An 18,401-nucleotide genomic window follows, 5' to 3' on the forward strand; every position below is an offset into this window, starting at 1 on the left:
ATTCCGCCACGGATGAAATCCTGAGCTTTGGGAAATGAGCGAGAAGATGAGCGATAACACTGTTACTCCGGCTGCCGACACGCCAGCGGCCAAACCTTCGCGGCGCTGGCCTTTGCTCCTGGCCGGGTTATGCCTGGTGGCCGGCGTGGCGGGTGGTTTTGGCTGGCTGCTGCTCAAGCCCAAGGCACCGCCGGCGGAATTGGCCAGTGACAAGCTTGGCCTGAGCCGTCCGGACGCGTTGCTGGAGACCCGCTCGCTGAGTCAGTTGCCCAAGGACCTGCTGACGGTGCCGTTCCTCAAGGCCACGCTCACCGAGGATTTCGTCTTCTATTACGAGACCCATGCTGATCGCCTCGGCTTGATCGGCAGTCTGCGCCGGATCATCTACGAGCATGACCTGAAACTGCAGGACAGCCTGATCGAGCAACTTTTCGATCAGCCAGCCGACGTTGCGCTGTGGCGTGGCGCGGATGGGCGCTTGAAAGATTTCCTGCTGGTGATGGACCGTGGTGGGCTGGCGAAACTGCTCGAGCCGCTGGCGAAAGTAGCGCTGGATGACACGCAGCTCAGTCAGATGGGCGAACTCAAAGTCGGCGGCGATAGCGTGCCGCTGTATCAGTTGACCTATAACGCCAGCAAAGCCCTGTTGTTCGCCTCTCACGGCGACAAACTGGTGGTGCTGTCAAATCCGGCCAAGTATTACGACCCCGAAAGCGGCGTCTCCGAAGAATCGGGCCATGTCTCGCCACAAGCGCTGGCGGCGCTGCTCAATGGCGAAAAACTGTTCCCCGAAGCGTTCGGTCTGCCGGCGAAAGCCCCGGAAACCAAACAACGCCTGTCGGTCAACTCCAGCGTTCTGGCCATGGGTTATCAACGTTTCATCCCGAACTTCGCCGGGCTGCGCTTCGACATGGACGACAAGGGCTGGCACAGCTACCTCGCCATGGACGAGCTGGACAATCAGCCCGACTTCGATTTCAAACCGGTCTGGCAAGCAATGCCGCTGGGCGCCAGTGCCTGCGTAACCTTGCCGGTCGCGGCCGAACCGCAAAAACCATTGCTGGTAAAACTCGGCGCCGAAGAAGCGGTAGCGCAGACCCTCACCGAACATGTGGCCGGCGCGGCAGGCCTGTGCTGGTACGCCGATTCGCGTTTGTACACGCCATTGTTGGTGGCCAGTCTGAAAGACGAGGACAGCAGTAAACTCGATGGCGACCTCGGCAAACTGTTCGGTTCGATGGTCGGCGCATTCGAAGCCAACGTCGAAGAAAACGTCTTCCCCGTGGTCGAGAAACAAGAAGGCCAGAACCATGTCTGGCAGCGTCAGGTCAGTTCCAACTTCGGCCCGTATGCGGCGAAGACTGCCGAGAACCCGGACGCAATCAGCGGCAAGGCGTTCATGAAAGTCAGCCTCGCCCGTCACGGCTCGACACTGCTGTTTTCCCTCGACGACAAATTGGTCGACAAGGCCCTCGGCACCCTCGACAAACGCTTCCCGCCGATGGCCGACGTGCTGCCCAAAGATGTGCTGATGCCGATCTATTTCGGTCCGGATTCGATGGCGCAACTGATGCAGCAAGAAACCCTCGATAGCCTGCCGCAGGACATGGAACCGGTGTTCTATAACGCCGCGCAAACCTACCTGATTCCGAAACTGCGTACCCTCGGCGGCTACGGCAAATATGCCCTGACTTTGCCTGAAGGCAGCGAGCCTGACGGCCACTGGCAGTGGTTGCCGCTGGAATGGAAAGCGCTGTGACGACACTGATCCGCAGCCTCGGCCTGCTCGCGCTGTTACTCAGCGCGGGCGCCCGCGCCGTTGAAACGCCGGCACTGGATCCGGCGCAGTCCCAGGTGTTTCGCGCCTGGTTCGTGCGTATTGCCCAAGAGCAACTGAGCCAAGGCCCGAGCCCGCGCTGGTATCAGCAAGACTGTGCCGGGCTGGTGCGTTTTGCCGCCAACGAAGCGCTGAAAGTCCACGACGACAAATGGCTGCGTAGCAATGGCCTGTCCAATCGTTATCTGCCGCCGGAGCTTTCGCTCAGTGATGAGCAACGCAAGCTCGCCCAGCAATGGCAGCAGGGCGGTGGCAAGGTCGGGCCGTACGTCAACGCGATTAAACTGATTCAGTTCAACAGCCACCTGGTCAGCCGCGATGTGTCGCAAGCACGGCCCGGTGACTTGATGTTTTTCGATCAGGGCGACGACCAGCACCTGATGATCTGGATGGGCCGCTACATCGCCTATCACACCGGCACCACTACTCCCACAGACAACGGCATGCGTTCGGCAAGCCTGCAGCAACTCATGACATGGAAGGACACCCGATGGATACCCGACGCAGCCAACCCCAACTTCATCGGCGTCTATCGACTGAACTTTCTCTCCCAATGACCGGTGCCCGCATGTTGCGACTTTGCTCCCGAATTCCTTTGCTGCTGGCGCTGTTGCTGCCATTGGCGACCGTTAACGCCGAAGATTCGGTTGAGCCGAGCGGCTATACGCCGGTGTCCGGTGAGAGCTTTTTCCTCCTCGCCGACAGTAGTTTCGCGGCGGACGAGCAGGCGATGGTGCGCCTCGAAGCGCCGGGTCGTGACTACCGTCGTTTTCGCATGGAACCGTACGGCGGCGTCGACATTCGCGTGTATCGCATCGACAAACCGCTGGATTTCCTCAAGCGCCAGAAGAACCTGCACCGCGTGGTCAGCGACGGCCAATTCAAGGGTGAAGGCCTGTCCAACACCCTCGCTTACTTGTGGGACAACTGGTACCGCAAATCTCGTCGGGTGATGCAGCGTGCTTTCTCCTATGAGTCGCGCAAACAGGTCACCGAAGAAGTGCCGGAACTGAAGATGGGCAATGCCATCGCCGCACCGACGCCGTACGACGCGCAACCGCAATTTGCTCTGATTCCGGGTCTACCGGTGGTCAGCCAGTTCCGTTATCCGTTGTGGCAGGCCAAGCCGATTCAGCCGCCGGCCGGGGTCAATCTGGCCGGCTCCTCCAGCGATTTCGTCAGTGTCGCGCCGGGCAACGTTTACATCCCGTTGGGCAATCTGAAGCCGGGTCTGTATCTGGTCGAAGCATTGATCGGCAAGTACCGCGCGACCACCATGGTTTTCGTTTCCAACACCGTCGCAGTGAGCAAGATTGCCGGCGACGAATTGCTGGTCTGGGCCGCGCGCAAACACGAAGGCAATTCGGTACCGAAGGTCAATGTGCTGTGGACTGACGGCCTCGGCGTGATGAGCAGTGGCGCGACCGATGCCGATGGCTTGCTACGCCTGAAACACGTCAGCCCGGAGCGTTCGTTCGTCATCGGCGAGGATGAAGAGGGCGGCGTCTTTGTTTCTGAAAACTTCTATTACGACAGCGAAATCTACGACACCAAACTGTATGCCTTCACCGATCGGCCGCTGTATCGCCCGGGTGATTGGGTGTCGCTGAAAATCGTCGGTCGTGAGTTCAAGAACGCGCGGGATTCGGTGTTGCCGGGCGCGGCGGATGTCACGGTCAGCGTGCTCGACGCCACCGGCACCGAGCTGCAACATCTTGACCTGAAACTCGATTCGAAGGCCGGTACTCAGGGCCGTTTCCAGTTGCCGGACAACGCGGTGGCGGGCGGTTACGAGATTCGGTTCAACTATAAGGATCAGGCCTACAGCAGCGCCTTCCGTGTGGCCGAATACATCAAACCGCATTTTGAAATTTCGCTGAACCTGGCCAAGCAGGATTACCGCACCGGCGAGCCGGTCAAAGGCAGTCTGGTGTTGCTCTATCCGGACGGCAAACCGGTGGCCAACGCCAAACTGACCCTGAGCCTGCGCGCTCAGCAACTGTCGATGGTCGACAACGAGCTGCAATACCTCGGGCAATTCCCGGTGGAACTGACCAGCACCGAACTGACCACCGACAGCAAAGGCAACGCGACCCTCGACCTGCCGGCCGCCGACAACCCGAGCCGCTACATGCTCACCGTGTTTGCCAGCGATGGCGCGGCGTATCGGGTCAAGACCACCAAGGAAGTCCTCATCGACCGTGGCGCCGCGAGCTTCCGCGTTAGCGCGCCGCAACGCTTCAGTGCAGTCGGCGACAAGGTTGCGTTCAGCTACGCCAACGAGGGCGGCACCGAGCAAAGCAAAGCGGTGACGCCGAGCACGTATGGCTGGGTGCGTCTGGAAGACCAGAGCACCGGTGAAGGCAAACTGGCGGCGACGGATAAAGGCTTCAGTCTCGCTTTCGAGCGTCCGGGTACTTACAACCTGACCTTGAAAGATCAACACGGTCGCGTCCTCGGCGCCACCGGTCATTCGGTCACTGGCGATGGCGTCAAAGCAGTGCCGGGCACTGTGGAAATCGTCCTCGACAAGCCTGAGTACAAGGCTGGCGATGAAGCTCTGGCGCTGATCACCTTCCCGGAAACGGTCAGCGATGCATTGCTTTCGCTGGAACGCGACAAGGTCGAAGACACCGCGCTGCTGGCCAAGGGCGGCGACTGGCTGAAACTGGAAAAACTCAGCGACACTCAATACCGCGCGCGCATCCCGGTGAAGGACAACTTTGCACCGAACCTGACCTTCTCCGTGCTGTACACCAAGGGCGGTCAGTACAGCTTTCAGAACGCCGGGATCAAAGTGGTCGCGCCGCAAATCGACGTGGCGATCAACACCGACAAAGCGGTGTATCTGCCGGGCGACACGGTCACTGTTGACCTGACCACGCAGTTCGCCGGCAAAGCCGTTCCGGCGCATCTGACCGTCAGCGTCGTTGACGAAATGGTTTATGCGCTGCAACCGGAAGTCGCGCCGACCATCGACCAGTTCTTCTATCACCCGCGCCGCAACAACGTGCGCACCAGCGCGAGTCTGTCGTTCATCAGTTACGACGTCGCGTTGCCGGGTAGCCCCGGCGCACCGGGTAAAGCCAACCGCAGCGAGCGCGGGGTGAAAGTGCTGGAGCGGCCGCGTCGTGAAGACATCGATACCGCCGCATGGCAGCCAGAGTTGTTGACCGGTGCCGACGGCAAAACCCGCTTCACTTTCAAGATGCCGGACTCGCTGACCCGCTGGCGCATCACCGCCCGCGCGATCGCCGATGACGGTCAGGTCGGACAGAGGAAGCAGTTCGTTCGCTCGGAAAAACCGCTGTATCTGAAGTGGAGCGGCCCGAGCAAATTCCGCAAAGGCGATCAGCCGCAACTCGGTGTGTTCGCGTTCAGTCAGGCCGAGAAACCGGTCAAGGCTGAACTGGTCACTCACTACGCAGGCGCTGAACAGCGTGTCCCTGTGACCCTCAACAACGGCATCAACTACCTACCGCTGCCGGCATTCGCCCTGGCTTCCGGCGAGTGGACGGCGGAGCTGGTGCAGGACGGCAAGACTGCCGACTCTCTCGCCGTGCGCCTGAGTGCGACCGGTGACGGCTGGCAAGTGACGCAGACGCAAAGCCTCGATGTCGCCAGTGGTGACACGCCGTTGAGCCTGCCGGCGGATGCCACGGATATTCGCCTGCGTCTGGATGACAGTCCGCAAGCGTTGTTCCGCTCGGCACTCGATGATCTGCTCAGCTATCCGTACGGCGGCGTCGAGCAGACGGCCAGTCGTTTGCTGCCATTGAGCATCGCTTATCCGTCGCTGGCGTCGAATCCGCAGATCCGTGATCGCTTGCGCCTGATCATGCAGAACAGCCGTCTGCGTCTGGTGCAAATGGCCGGGCCATCGGCGAGTTTCACCTGGTGGGGTTACGACGGTGAGCCGGATGCGTTCCTCACCGCTTACGCCTATTACGCCGACTGGAATGCCAGCCAAGTGTTGGAGCTGACCCTGCCGCCGGAGCACTGGCAGCGGGTGCTGGAGGTTTACGCCAAGCAGGCGCCGAACACGCCGTTGCTGCAACGGGCGCTGATTCTGTCGTTCGCCAAGCAGATGCATTTGCCGGTGAACACGTTGCTCAGCGGTTTGATGGACGATCTGGCCAAGGCCGGCGAAGGCAACGCTGAAACGCTGATGGACGATGGCGAAGACAGTCTGGTGATGAGTGATCCGGATTCGGCGCTCGGTCTGGCAGCGGCACGGGTGTTAACCGCCTCTTTGGCCACTCAGTCGAAAGTCGCCTTGCCTGACGCGTTCAATCGTCAGGTGGGCGCTGCACAACAGCGTCTGTCGGTCAGTTCGCAGCCGTTTGCCGAGGCGCTGAACCTGTCGCTGCAACCGTTCGATCAGGCGCGTGCGCAAGTGCTGTTGCAACGACTGTTGCCGCAGCAATCGACCCTCGAACGTGCGCTGGCACTGACTTGGCTGCAACGCAGTATCGCTCAGGCTTCGCCGACCATTGCCTTGACGCCGGGTGAAGGCTGGAAGAAAAACTACGGTGCAACCGGTGAGATGTACTGGACTTGGCAGGGCGCCACTCCGGTGCCGAGCGTGTTGACAGTGTCCGGCACGCAAGAGCGTCCATTGCGCGCGGCGCTGAGCTTCCAGACCCAGCAACCGGCAGTCGATCCAATGGCCGTGACCATCACCCGACGCGTGTCGCGACTGGTGCCGGGCGACGAAGCGTTCACCTTCAAACTGGAGCCGGTCGGCACCAAGCCGCTGTCCAGCGACAGCCTGTATCTGGACGAAGTGATCCTCACCAGCAAAGCGCCGAAACCACTGCGCTACGGCATGCTCGAAGTGCCACTGCCACCGGGCGCTGATGTTGAGCGCACGACGTGGGGCATCAAGTTGCAGGGCAAGGACGGCAACGAACCGACTGCGCTGGAGAAGGCGCGTTTCGAACCGGGCCAGTTGGCCTACGCGGTGCCGGTCGATGCGCTGAGCGGCGAGTTGCGCCTGCGCCACTTGGTGCGCTTCTCGCAGAAGGGCCAGTTCAACTTGCCGCCGGTGCGTTTCAAGCAGGTCTACGCACCGCAGCATCAGGCCCAGGAAGCGAAAGCCGCCCTCGGTCAGGTCACGGTCAACTGACATGACCCGGCCGCTGCTGTGGCTGCTGATGTGTGTGATGCCTGCGCTGGCGACAGCGCAGGATGAGCCGTTGCGCGTGGCCTATAAGGGCGAATTGTTGTCGTTGAGTCAGACGCAACTGATCAAGCGTGAGCCGTTGCCGTCATCGCTGGATACGCCGTTGGGCAGTCTGTGGAAATTGTTTGTCTACGCGTGGCTGGTGGACACCGGCGCGCGGGAGCCGGCGTATGAGTGTCGCGGGCAGTCGAAGGAAGAGGTTTATTGCTGCTCGGCGGGCGGCAAGATCGAGCGCGATCAGGCGCTGGTGAAATCCTGCGGGTTGTATTTTGAGCCGGCGCGGTTGGGGATTGCAGCGGCGGATTGGCGTACCTATTGGCAGGCGCGGCAGGCGCCGTCGTGGTTGCTCGACTTGCCGTCGGTGCAGCCGGCGCAACGGGTTTCCGTGGTTGAGTTGCTGAAAGTATTGGCCACTTTGCCGGCTCAGGATCAGGCACGTCGAGTGCTACTCGATGTAGTGCTGAATGCGGCGGATGGCAATGTCGTTGGTGAACTTGGCGGACGTCTACGGGTGAAAACCTGGAGCTGGCTCGGTGATCAGGATCCGCAATCGCGACAGGGTGGATTCGCTGGCTGGACGGCTGATGGCTCGCCGGTCTGGGCAGGCGGGCGCGGCACTAGTCAGATGGTTTTACGTCATTACGGGCAAGCGCTAGCGACGGTGTTACCTGCGGCTTGGCCGGCAGAGGCGGGGCGTTGTGTTCAGGTCGGTCTGTTTTCACGCTATCCACTTAGGCGTGTATTGGCTGGCGAGCAGGTAGTGAATTCCGGCCCGCTGCATGGCGACTACCGCGTCGAATTCGCCAACGGCAACGCGCTGGATATCCACAGCGACGGCGAACTGTTTCTGCTCAACGACAAACTCGTCGCAAGGCTTGATCGCGACGAATATGTCGCTCGCGTCCTTGAGCGCGAAGCCAAATCCGAACCCGCCGAAGCGGCCAAGGCGTTGGCCGTAGCGATCCGCACTTATCTGCTGCAAAACGCCACACGTAACGGCGACTGCCTGAGCATCGATGACAGCAGCAATCGCCAGCGCGTCGCCCCGCGTCCAGCCTCGGCCGAATCCCGCAAGATCGCCGCCTGGACGGCAGACCTGGTACTGGCCGGCAGCACCGTCACCTATCACTCCGATCAACCCGGCCCGGACAAACTCGCCTGGCAACAAGCCGTCGCGCAAGCTAATGCCGGTCAGCGTTACGACGCGATTCTGCTACATGCCTATCCGCGCGCCAGCCTTAGCCGTTGGGACAACCCGGTCGCTTCCTGCGAAGCGCTGCCCGCCGCGCAAGACTGGCTGCAGAAACAGCGACGTGGCTGGCGCCCGAAGCTGGAAAGCGAAACCGGCTACAACGAAGTCAGCACCTTCGCCGTGTGCAAACTCGCCTTCGGCCGTCCCTTCGTCGACCGTGAACGCCAACGCATTTACGTACGCGGCGTGCTGACTTTGCAGGATCGCCTCGACCTGACCCACGAATATCTGCACCTGGCTTTTGAAGCGCATCCCAACGGCCAGGATGAAACCTACATCGAAGGGCTTGCCCGTCACCTTTTGCTGGAATAGACCATGACACTCCGTTATCCACAGGTCTTGCTGCTGCTCTGCACCTTGACCGCGCTATCGCCGGCGATGGCCGCCGACAGCGTCAAACTCGACACCCCGGTCGGCGGCTGGCGCAGCGGCGCACCGGAAGGCGAGGGCGAAAGCTTCCGCCAGACCGTCAACTACCCGGCCTCATCGGTCAACACCCCGGTCGGCCAGGCCAACACCGCGCGCATCAGCGGCGAGATCAAAGCGGCGCGGAAGGACAACGACCCCGGCCGCCTGATCGTCAACGGCGTGAGCATGCCGCTGAAAATCGACGACAGCGGCCACTTCGACCGCCCGTTCTCGTTCCCCAACGGCAGTAACAGCGTCGAAGTGCGCAGCCCTGACGGCCAACAACGCCACCGCACGCAATTCCTCAACACCAGCGGCGGCGCCACCCCGGCCAAACTGCGCGTACTGCTGGCGTGGGACAGCGACGGCACCGACCTCGACCTGCACCTCGTCACCCCCGACGGCGCACACATCTGGTACGGCAACCGCAGCGCCGCCAACGGCGCCGCGCTCGACGTCGACGTCACCACCGGTTACGGCCCGGAAATCTTCGCCATGCCGGCGCCGATCAAGGGCCAGTATCTGGTGTATGTGAATTATTACGGCGGTGGCTATCGCGGGGACGACGAGGGCGGCGATGAGGCGGTGCAGGCGCTGACCACGGCGCAGGTGACGGTGATTACCGAAGAGGGCACGCCGAGCGAGAAGATGGAGACGTTTCTGATCCCTATGCGCGCGGTGGGAGAGCTGACGCTGGTGAAGTCATTCAGTTATCCGTGAGGGGGATTGGTCAGCAGGTTGCTGACCAAATTATTGAATTAGCATCCATAAGATTTTTAAGGACACATCACTTGCCCATCAAAACGGATGTCTGGACGGTTTGGACTGTCACCGAACAAGCTGCGTCAGAGCAGGTTGGCAAGTGAGCAGCTGCTGGAAGAGATGATCATCAGTTCGCCCAGCATTCTCTTGGATGAATGGATGCTGATAGGTCGGCAAGAAAATACTGGTGCCGGAGGGCGAATCGATTTGTTGGCCATTGCACCTGATGGCGCGTTGGTCTTGATTGAGCTCAAACGTGATCGTACTCCTAGAGAAGTCGTCGCTCAGACCTTGGATTACGCGGCTTGGGTAGAAAGTTTGCGGGGGGATGAAATCGCAGAAATCTACAAACGTTTCAAACCCGGCTGCAGTTTGGACGTAGATTTTTTAGCTAGCTTTGGGCGTGTACTGGATGAAGATGAACTGAACAAAACCCATCAATTGATTATTGTCGCCACGGAGTTGGATTCCAGCAGTGAGCGAATCGTTGAATACCTAAGCAAACGAGATATTCCGATTAACGTTTTGTGTTTTCAGATTTTCGAAGCTGGCGACCAACAATTGTTGAGTCGATCCTGGCTGCTTGACCCAGTTCATACTCAAGTCAACGCGGTGTCGACGAGCGAAGGTCATAACGAACCTTGGAATGGCGAGTTCTATTGCTCGTTTGGGGATTCCATCTCTCGCTCTTGGGCTGACGCAGTAGAGTTTGGATTTATTGCCGGTGGCGGCGGTACTTGGTACAGCAAGACGTTGCAGGTCTTAGCGCCGGGGGATCGAGTTTGGGTCAACATTCCTCAAAAAGGCTACGTTGGCGTTGGACTGGTTCGTGGAACCGTCACGCCTGCAGAGGCGTTTACGGTTTTACAGAATGGGATTGAGCGACCTGTGCTTGAGGTTGCAAAACGTGCGAAATATCACGCTGAGTTTGTGGATGACCCAGAGCGGTGTGAATACTTCGTTCCGATTGAGTGGCTTGAGACCGTTCCGCTAGAACAGGCTGTGCGGGAAATAGGGATGTTTGGTAACCAAAATACGATTTGTCGGCCTACTACACCTAAATGGCGTTGGACGATTGAGCGCTTGAAACAGAGATTCCCGCTTGTTGATTCGGTAACGGAGGCTATTTCAGTTTAGACATCGCAACGCTTGCTTGAGCCGAAATGGCTGGCTTTCAAGAGTTACATCAGCGTCAGGTACAGCGAGCGCAACGTCTGTACACGATTGCGCCCCTGATCCTTGGCGCCGTATAGCGCCTGATCCGCTTCCGAGAGCAGGCGTGACAAGTCGTAGCCGGATTCACGGGTGGTCACCACGCCGATGCTGACGCTGAGCAAACCCAGCTCAAGAATCGATAATTGGGAAAACGAGCGACGGATCCGTTCGGCTATCTCCAATGCAGTCTGCTCATCGCAATTGTTCAGCAGACAAGCAAACTCCTCACCACCGATCCGCCCGCAAACATCTTCCTTGCGCAGGCTCTCGACCACGATCCGGCCGAACGCGATCAACGCCTGATCCCCAACGGGATGGCCATAGGTGTCATTCAGACGCTTGAAGTTATCCAGGTCACAAAGCAGCAAAGCCGCCGGTTCTGCGTGTTGCTGGCTTTCAGTAAGCAACTGCCCGGCGTTCATCATGAACGCGCGACGATTGCCAATGCCCGTCAGCGGATCGCTGAACGCCGCCGCGTTGAGCTTGAGCTCGGCACGCTCCTTGACCATCGCCAGGGTGATGTAGGCGATACCGATGACATACAGCATCGACTCGAACAGCATGAACGAGAAAAACGGCACGCCTTCGCCACTGCCCAGCAGCGCCTTTGTCACCGGCAGCCCTTCATCGGTCGCACTGCGAACGGCGTAGAACACCGTGTGCAAAACGGTCAGCACCAGCGCCGGCATAAACGCGACGTTCAGAGTGTGGCGGCTGCGCCAGAGCTCTAGCGTTGTCAGCACGCCGTAACCGAATGCCAGCAAGGAGTAGATTAAAACCCGATTTGGCATCGACTCGTAGAAGGCGGGAATCAGACACAAGGTCAGCCAGGCGAACGCCCCCGCCAGAATGCCGGACACTGACGGTCTGCGTCCGACCAGCGTGCGCATGGCCGTCCAGTTCAGCGCTGCACTGAGCAATAGAACAACATTGCCGAACACAATGGGAATGAAGTCGACCCCTCGATCACGCCAACTGACCAATACCACGCCCAAGGCGCCCAGCAGCATCATGCTGCCGAGGTACGCCAGTGGCGGCTCGCGGGTTTCGCGATACCAGGCGTGCAGCGTCAAAAGCCCCATCAAAAAGAAGACGAAGACCGAAACGACCAGCAGGGTCGGGATATGCAGGGCCATTCCATGGATTCCCGTGAGGCTCAATACCGGAATCCGGCCGGGGTCGGGGATGCGGGTAAAAAAAGAGGGGGTGGGTGTTGGGCAGGATTTAGCACTGAGGGGGTTAGGGTTGGCAAGTGTTGAGTCAAGCTCGCCAAGGTAAACGTGTTTTTTTGCAGGCATTAAAAAGCCGGCTTGTGGCCGGCTTCTCGGGGACTGGCTTGGCCTATTTTTGGTAAGCCTTGCCAGCCTTCAAAACGTACATCCGGATCTGCGTCCGGCTGTGGGACTTGGTCAGACGTTGGTCTGCCGCGTCGGGCGCTCTCTGAGCCGCGGGGCGGGTCGATGCGCAAATGTGGGGCGCAGGATACTGAGTTTTGCTTGGGATTCCCAGTCTGAAGTGCGGTTTAGAGCGACTTCTACGCCAGAAATCCGGGATTTGTACCGATTGTCCGGGCCTCTTCGCGAGCAGGCTCGCTCCCACAGGGTTCTGTGCAGGGTCGACAAACCGCATCAAGTCAGAGAAACGGCACCACCGGCCGCCGCTTGCTCACGGTCGACCACCAAAACACCCAGCCCAATATGTGAATCCGTTGCTCTTCGATCTGCGCCGGGCGGAACACTTCGTCCGGGTATTCCGCGCTGTTGTGGCTGCGCAGGCGCAGGCCGTTTCCGGGCATGCGGTGCAGGTATTTGATGCGCAGCATGCCGTCGTGTTCGATAGCGTAGATCTCGCCATCGACGACTTGGGTCAGGCCGCGGTCGATCGCGACGACGGAGCCGTCCTCGATACGTTCGGCCATGCTGTTGCCGATCATGTGCGCGCAGATGGCATCGGCGGGGCGGATCTCCAGTTGATCAACCTGTGCACGCAGCAGGCGGATGGACAGGTCCGGGTCCTGAATGACGTGGGTTTTGTCGGAACCGTTGGTCAGTGGCGTTTCTTTGAAGAAGGCCAGTTCGATGTCGTTGGGATGGATGAATCTATACGCGCCCTGTGGATCATGGGCGTCAAAGCTGTCGCCGTTGCTGGCAGGCGGAGTCAGGCTTGGCAGCTCTTTTGTGCCTTGGCCGGTTTTCAGCCATTCGCTGTTGACGGACAGCAGGCGTGAGACTTCTTCCATGCGATACGCCGGGACGCCCCGGGTGTACCAGTTGTGGACATTTTGGGCTTCCGTGCCCCAGAACTTTGCGAAACCCGTCGTCGAGATGTTCGCAGCTTCCAGGAGTGCCTTGAATCTTGGACCGCTAGTGTTCTTTCTCATAAACACGGAGTCTACGGCCGTGCCAGAGCGGTTTGAATAAACCGGACGTTCAAAAACGGGCTGAATTTTGCGACGGGATGTAAGGCGATCTTGTGGGAAATTACACAGGCTAAAACTTTTCTGTAGTCCGTCATAAACACTCTGTTTAAGACAACTTTTCCCGAGCACAAAAAACCCCGGATCAACCGGGGTTTTCTTCAAGCCTCACGCGTGGCGCAGGTGCTTAGCCTTTGTAGGCGGCAACCGACTTGGTGATCGCTTCGCGGGCGGCGTCTGCACCGGCCCAACCTTCGATCTTGACCCATTTGCCTTTTTCGAGATCTTTGTAGTTCGCGAAGAAGTGCTCGATCTGCTGGATCAGCAGTGGCGGCAGGTCGGTGTATTCCTTCACATCGACGTACAGCTGGGACAGCTTGTCGTGTGGGACTGCGATGACTTTGGCATCGCCGCCGCCGTCGTCGGTCATGTTCAGGATGCCGACTGGACGCGCGCGGATCACCGAGCCTGGAGCAACCGGGTAAGGGGTCACAACCAGCACGTCGAGGGGATCACCGTCGTCAGCCAGGGTGTTCGGGATGTAACCGTAGTTGGCCGGGTAGAACATTGGGGTGGCCATGAAACGGTCAACGAACAGGCAATCGCTGTCTTTGTCGATTTCGTATTTGATCGGCGCGTGGTTGGCCGGAATCTCGATCGCGACGTAGATGTCGTTCGGCAGGTCTTTGCCAGCCGGAATCTTGCTGTAGCTCATTGGGCGTTGCCCCCGTAGTTGACCAAAAACACTTGGCCGGATTGACCAAAAAGTGGCGGCGATTATAGGCATATTCTGCCGTCGATGCCATGTACCGAAAGTCGTGCAGACCTTAGTCGTGAGCCTGATAGACCGGGTCTGTGGCCTGAAGTTGCCGCAACCGGCTCAACGGGTCCTGACGGTAGAAAAGCTGCAGCTGCGCATACACCTGTGGATAAGCCTCGTGCAACAGATCCGGGGCGCTGAAAAAGTACTCGCTGGTGACGGCGAAGAACTCGGCCGGGTTCTCGGCGGCGTAGGGATCAATGGCGGTTTCGGCGTCAGGGTCATGGTCGAGCTGACGGTTGAGATCGTCGTAAGCCTTTTGCATGACGTCTGCCCAGTCGCTGACACGCATGTCGGCGTGCAGTGGCGGCAGGCCGTTGGCGTCGCCGTTAAGCATGTCGAGTTTGTGCGCCAGTTCGTGGATGACCAGGTTATAGCCTTCCCAGCCACCACTGGCCATCACGCCCGGCCAGGCGAGGATGATCGGCCCCTGCTGCCAAGCCTCGCCGCTGTGTTCGCCGTCCCATTCGTGCTCGACACCGCTGGCGTCGCGATGACGTTGCGGGCTGAGAAAGTCGTCGGGGTAGAGCACGATCTCGTGGAAACCCTGATACCAGTTCAGATCGCCCAGATTGAGCAGTGGTAATTGTGCCTGGGCGGCGAGCAGCAGGCGTTGTTCCTGATGCAGTTCGACGCCGGGCAGAGCGCTCAGGTGTTTGTCTTCGAGGAACAGTACGCAGGCTTCGCGCAGCCACTGATCTTCGGCAGCGCTGATGCCATCAAGGAAGCTCAGGTGATGCCGCACCCGTTGCCACATGTTGTCGGCAATCGGGTGCTTCGCCAGAATGCGCCGGCGACGCCAGGCGCTCAGCGACCACATCGGCCTAGTGCGATTGCGCTTTGGTGCCGCCGAAACGGCTGCGAACCACGCCAAGGATCATCGGCACCAGCGACAGCAGAATGATCGCCACCACCAGCAACGACAGGTTTTTCTTGATGAACGGCACGTTGCCGAAGAAGTAACCCAGCGTCACCAGACCGCCGACCCATAGGATGGTGCCCAACACGCTGAAACCGAAGAAACGCGGGTATGGCATCTTCGCTACGCCGGCGACGAACGGCGCGAAGGTACGGATGATCGGCAGGAAGCGCGCCAGCGTCACGGTCTTGCCGCCATGCTTGTCATAGAAATCGTGGGTTTTTTGCAGGTAATCGCGACGGAAGATTTTCGAGTTCGGGTTGCTGAACAGTTTCTCGCCAGCCGTTCGTCCGATCACGTAGTTGGTGCTGTCGCCCAGTATGGCCGCGAGCATCAACAGTCCGCCCAGCAGCACCGGATCCATACCGCCGCCCGCCGCAACGGCACCGGCGATGAACAGCAGCGAATCACCCGGCAGGAACGGCATCACTACCAGTCCGGTTTCACAGAAGATCACCAGAAACAGGATGGCGTAGATCCATGGCCCATAGTTGTTCACCAGCAAATCGAGGTATACATCGAGATGCAGGATAAGGTCGAGCGGGTTGAAATCCATGGGGGCACCTGTTTGACGGCCCGACTCGGCAGGCATGTGCGGATGACTTCGTGTAAGCCTACAGCGGGGTGTAGTTTTTCTTACAAGCCGGAAAGATCGGGATTATACGGTCTGAAGGATGAAAAGCGCGTCGGTTTTGTAGCGAGGGATGTCGAGGTGTGAACAATTGTCAGGAAGCATTCGGGGTGCCTGAGGGAGCGGGCTCCCTCATCACACGTTGCACTTGCAGTCAGAGTTCTTCGCTGATCGGCAGCACGTAGTTCTTGAACTCGGTGTCTTCCTTGAATCCGATGGATTCATAGGTTTTCTGCGCCACTTCGTTGTTGCTGCTGGTGGAAACACGCATGCGCACGGCCTGGGTTTCCTTGGCCATTTTCTTCGCAGTGCGGATCAGGTTGTCGGCGACCAGTTGGCGGCGTGCATCTTCGGCGACATAGATGTCATTTAGGATCCACACGCGTTTGAGTGACAACGAGGAGAAGCTTGGATAGAGCTGACAGAAGCCCATGAGTTTCTTGTCGTCATCATCGGCCAAGGCCAGATAGATCACCGATTCCTTGCGACGCAGACGCTTTTCAAGAAAGGCGCGGGAGGAATCCGGGTAAGGCAGGGAACCGTAGAACTCGCGATATTTGACGAACAACGGAGTCAGTAAATCCAGATGTTCGAGGGTCGCTTGAATAATCCGCATGATAGGTCTCGTCTTCAAGTGGCTGTCTTCAACTGCTCTGACGGCGATGGGAAACCCGTGCGGCCGTGCATCGATCCTGCCTGAAACCGGCGCAGAAACGCAATGCGGAAACGGTTCAGGTAGGGGGCGGGCTGAGTAGGAAATTTCCTTTCATGTCCGCACCGGCGTCCGACTCCAGCGTCTGAACCTGTGCTTCGTCCTTCAGATTCACGCCCGACAGCTGTCTGCGACACGCTTCCCGCATCAAGTACAGCAAGCGGTGCGCCGCCATGCCGTAGCTCAAGCCTTCGAGCCGCACATTGGAGATGCAGTTGCGGTAGGCGTCGGTCAGGCCGATCTTTGGATTGTAGGTGAAATATAAACCCAGGCTGTCTGGCGAGCTGAGTCCCGGGCGTTCGCCGATCAGCATCACCAGCATTTTTGCGCCGAGCAATTGGCCGATTTCATCACCGACGGCAACGCGACCCTGTTCCACCAGGATAACGGGCGCCATCGACCAGCCGTCAGCGCTCATTTGCTCTTCCAGTCGGGTCAGAAACGGCAATGTATGCCGATGCACCGCCAGCGCCGACAAGCCGTCAGCCACGACGATCGCCAGATCGACGCCGCCCGGATGCGCGGCCGCGTAATCGCGCAATTGCCGGGCCGAGTCATCGCTCAGTTTGCGCCCCAGATCCGGGCGTTGCAGGTAGCTGTTGCGGTCTACTGCCGCGCTGTGCAGCAACAAGGAGTCGCGCTCGCGCTCGCTCAGCTGCGCGCTGAGCCCGGCATGGTCGAACGGCAGATGCACGGCATCCCGCGCCTGAGCATGGGCAAACTGGAAATCCAGTTGCGCAGTGGTCGGCAGGCTGGTGCCGGTGCGGCCGAGGGCGATCCGCGCAGGCGTCAGGCGGCGCAGTTCCAGCCAAGGGTTTTGCAGGTCCACGGGCGGTTTTTCCATGTGACTCATCCCAGTTGCGCCAGCGCCTGGCGGAAGGCCGGCGGCAAGTTGTTGCCAAAGCGAACCTTGCCGTCCGCTTGCGTGAAGATGCCCATGTTGGCCAGCCATTGTTCGAACTCCGGCGCCGGTTTCAGGCCCAGGGTCTGCCGAGCGTAGAGCGCGTCGTGGAACGAAGTGGTCTGGTAATTGAGCATGATGTCGTCGGAGCCGGGGATGCCCATGATGAAGTTGATCCCGGCCACACCCAAGAGGGTTAGCAAGGTGTCCATGTCGTCCTGATCGGCTTCAGCGTGGTTGGTGTAGCAGATATCGCAACCCATCGGCACGCCGAGCAGCTTGCCGCAGAAGTGATCTTCGAGGCCGGCGCGGATGATCTGTTTGCCGTTGTACAAGTACTCCGGGCCGATAAATCCTACGACCGTGTTCACCAGGAACGGCTTGAAATGTCGCGCCACCGCGTAGGCTCGGGTCTCGCAGGTCTGTTGGTCGACGCCGTGGTGGGCGTTGGCCGACAGCGCGCTGCCCTGACCCGTCTCGAAATACATCAGGTTCTGCCCGAGAGTGCCGCGATTCAGGCTCAGGCCGGCGTCATAGCCTTCCTGCAAGACATTCAGGTTGATGCCGAAACTGGCGTTGGCCGCTTCGGTACCGGCAATTGACTGGAACACCAGGTCCAGCGGCACGCCACGGTTGATCGCCTCGATGGAGGTGGTGACATGGGTCAGCACGCAGGCCTGGGTCGGGATGTCGTAGCGCTGGATGATCGCGTCGAGCATTTCCAACATTGCGCAGATTGAGGCGATGCTGTCGGTGGCCGGGTTGATGCCGATCATCGCATCGCCGTTGCCGTAGAGCAGGCCGTCGAGAATGCTCGCGGCGATGCCGGACGGTTCGTCGGTCGGGTGATTCGGCTGCAGGCGGGTCGATAGGCGTCCGCGCAAACCGAGGGTGCCGCGAAACTTTGTCACCACGCGAATCTTTTGCGCCACCAGCACCAGATCCTGCACGCGCATGATCTTCGACACCGCCGCGACCATTTCCGGGGTCAGGCCGGGGGCGAGGTTGCGCAGGCTGGTTTCGTCGGCGGCGTCGCTGAGCAGCCAGTCACGAAAGCCGCCCACGGTGAGGTGGCTGACCACGGCAAAGGCTTGTTTGTCGTGGGTGTCGATGATTAGCCGAGTGACTTCATCGGTCTCATAGGGAATCAGCGCTTCTTGCAGGAAATGCGTGAGCGGAATGTCGGCCAGCGCCATTTGCGCGGCCACGCGTTCGCCGTCGTTTAGGGCGGCGACGCCTGCGAGAAAGTCCCCGGAACGCGCCGGGCTGGCTTTGGCCATGACGTCCTTGAGGCTGTCGAAGCGATAGGTCTGGGCGCCGACCGTGTGAGCGAAACTGGCCAT

13 protein-coding genes and 1 pseudogene are annotated in these 18,401 nt (G+C 59.7%); 6 read left to right on the top strand and 8 right to left on the bottom strand.

Annotated elements, in window-relative coordinates:
- Positions 1-46 precede the first annotated feature (46 nt).
- The 6 genes and pseudogenes from ACI514_RS28950 to ACI514_RS28975 all read left to right on the top strand — a co-directional run bounded on the left by ACI514_RS28950 (position 47) and on the right by ACI514_RS28975 (position 10,581).
- Positions 47-1,759, top strand: coding sequence for a DUF2138 domain-containing protein (locus tag ACI514_RS28950; protein WP_405122794.1), 1,713 nt, complete (start codon positions 47-49; stop codon positions 1,757-1,759).
- Positions 1,744-2,394 carry a DUF1175 domain-containing protein gene (locus ACI514_RS28955; protein ID WP_405122795.1) on the top strand — a complete coding sequence of 217 codons (651 nt, stop codon included), beginning with the start codon at positions 1,744-1,746 and terminating at the stop codon, positions 2,392-2,394. The genes ACI514_RS28950 and ACI514_RS28955 overlap by 16 nt, the downstream gene beginning before the upstream one ends.
- A complete protein-coding gene (locus ACI514_RS28960; protein ID WP_405122796.1) occupies positions 2,391-6,965 on the top strand; it encodes an alpha-2-macroglobulin family protein in 4,575 nt (1,524 codons plus the stop codon). The genes ACI514_RS28955 and ACI514_RS28960 overlap by 4 nt, the downstream gene beginning before the upstream one ends.
- 1 nt (position 6,966) lies before the next feature.
- Positions 6,967-8,586: a DUF2300 domain-containing protein gene (locus tag ACI514_RS28965; RefSeq protein ID WP_405122797.1), complete on the top strand. Its 1,620-nt coding sequence runs from the start codon at positions 6,967-6,969 to the stop codon at positions 8,584-8,586.
- 3 nt (positions 8,587-8,589) lie between these two features.
- Entirely contained in the window at positions 8,590-9,402 is an 813-nt protein-coding gene (locus ACI514_RS28970) for a YfaP family protein (protein ID WP_405122798.1), read from the top strand.
- Positions 9,403-9,473: 71 nt separating this feature from the next.
- Positions 9,474-10,581: pseudogene (locus tag ACI514_RS28975) on the top strand (nuclease).
- A gap of 44 nt (positions 10,582-10,625) precedes the next feature.
- Here ACI514_RS28975 and ACI514_RS28980 read toward each other — a convergent pair.
- From ACI514_RS28980 to ACI514_RS29015, 8 genes are all read right to left on the bottom strand, one after another.
- Entirely contained in the window at positions 10,626-11,795 is a 1,170-nt protein-coding gene (locus tag ACI514_RS28980) for a diguanylate cyclase (protein ID WP_405122799.1), read from the bottom strand.
- Positions 11,796-12,292: 497 nt separating this feature from the next.
- Positions 12,293-13,039, bottom strand: a complete 747-nt coding sequence (locus ACI514_RS28985; RefSeq protein ID WP_405122800.1) for a helix-turn-helix transcriptional regulator — start codon at positions 13,037-13,039, stop codon at positions 12,293-12,295.
- A 223-nt stretch (positions 13,040-13,262) separates the two neighbouring features.
- A complete protein-coding gene (gene ppa, locus ACI514_RS28990) occupies positions 13,263-13,790 on the bottom strand; it encodes an inorganic diphosphatase (RefSeq protein ID WP_003205933.1) in 528 nt (175 codons plus the stop codon).
- Between the two features lie 112 nt (positions 13,791-13,902).
- Positions 13,903-14,715 carry a zinc-dependent peptidase gene (locus ACI514_RS28995; protein ID WP_405122801.1) on the bottom strand — a complete coding sequence of 271 codons (813 nt, stop codon included), beginning with the start codon at positions 14,713-14,715 and terminating at the stop codon, positions 13,903-13,905.
- Positions 14,716-14,719: 4 nt separating this feature from the next.
- Positions 14,720-15,370, bottom strand: a complete 651-nt coding sequence (locus ACI514_RS29000) for a DedA family protein (RefSeq protein WP_007910892.1) — start codon at positions 15,368-15,370, stop codon at positions 14,720-14,722.
- 229 nt (positions 15,371-15,599) lie between these two features.
- Positions 15,600-16,061, bottom strand: coding sequence for an N-acetyltransferase (locus ACI514_RS29005; RefSeq protein ID WP_007910890.1), 462 nt, complete (start codon positions 16,059-16,061; stop codon positions 15,600-15,602).
- Positions 16,062-16,176: 115 nt separating this feature from the next.
- Positions 16,177-17,010, bottom strand: coding sequence for an ethanolamine ammonia-lyase subunit EutC (gene eutC / locus ACI514_RS29010; RefSeq protein WP_405122802.1), 834 nt, complete (start codon positions 17,008-17,010; stop codon positions 16,177-16,179).
- On the bottom strand, positions 17,007-18,401 hold the full coding sequence (locus tag ACI514_RS29015; protein WP_160059563.1) for an ethanolamine ammonia-lyase subunit EutB: 1,395 nt from the start codon (positions 18,399-18,401) through the stop codon (positions 17,007-17,009). The genes eutC and ACI514_RS29015 overlap by 4 nt, the downstream gene beginning before the upstream one ends.

Origin of the sequence: Pseudomonas sp. M20, from assembly GCF_045037865.1 — a bacterium.
Lineage (GTDB): Bacteria > Pseudomonadota > Gammaproteobacteria > Pseudomonadales > Pseudomonadaceae > Aquipseudomonas.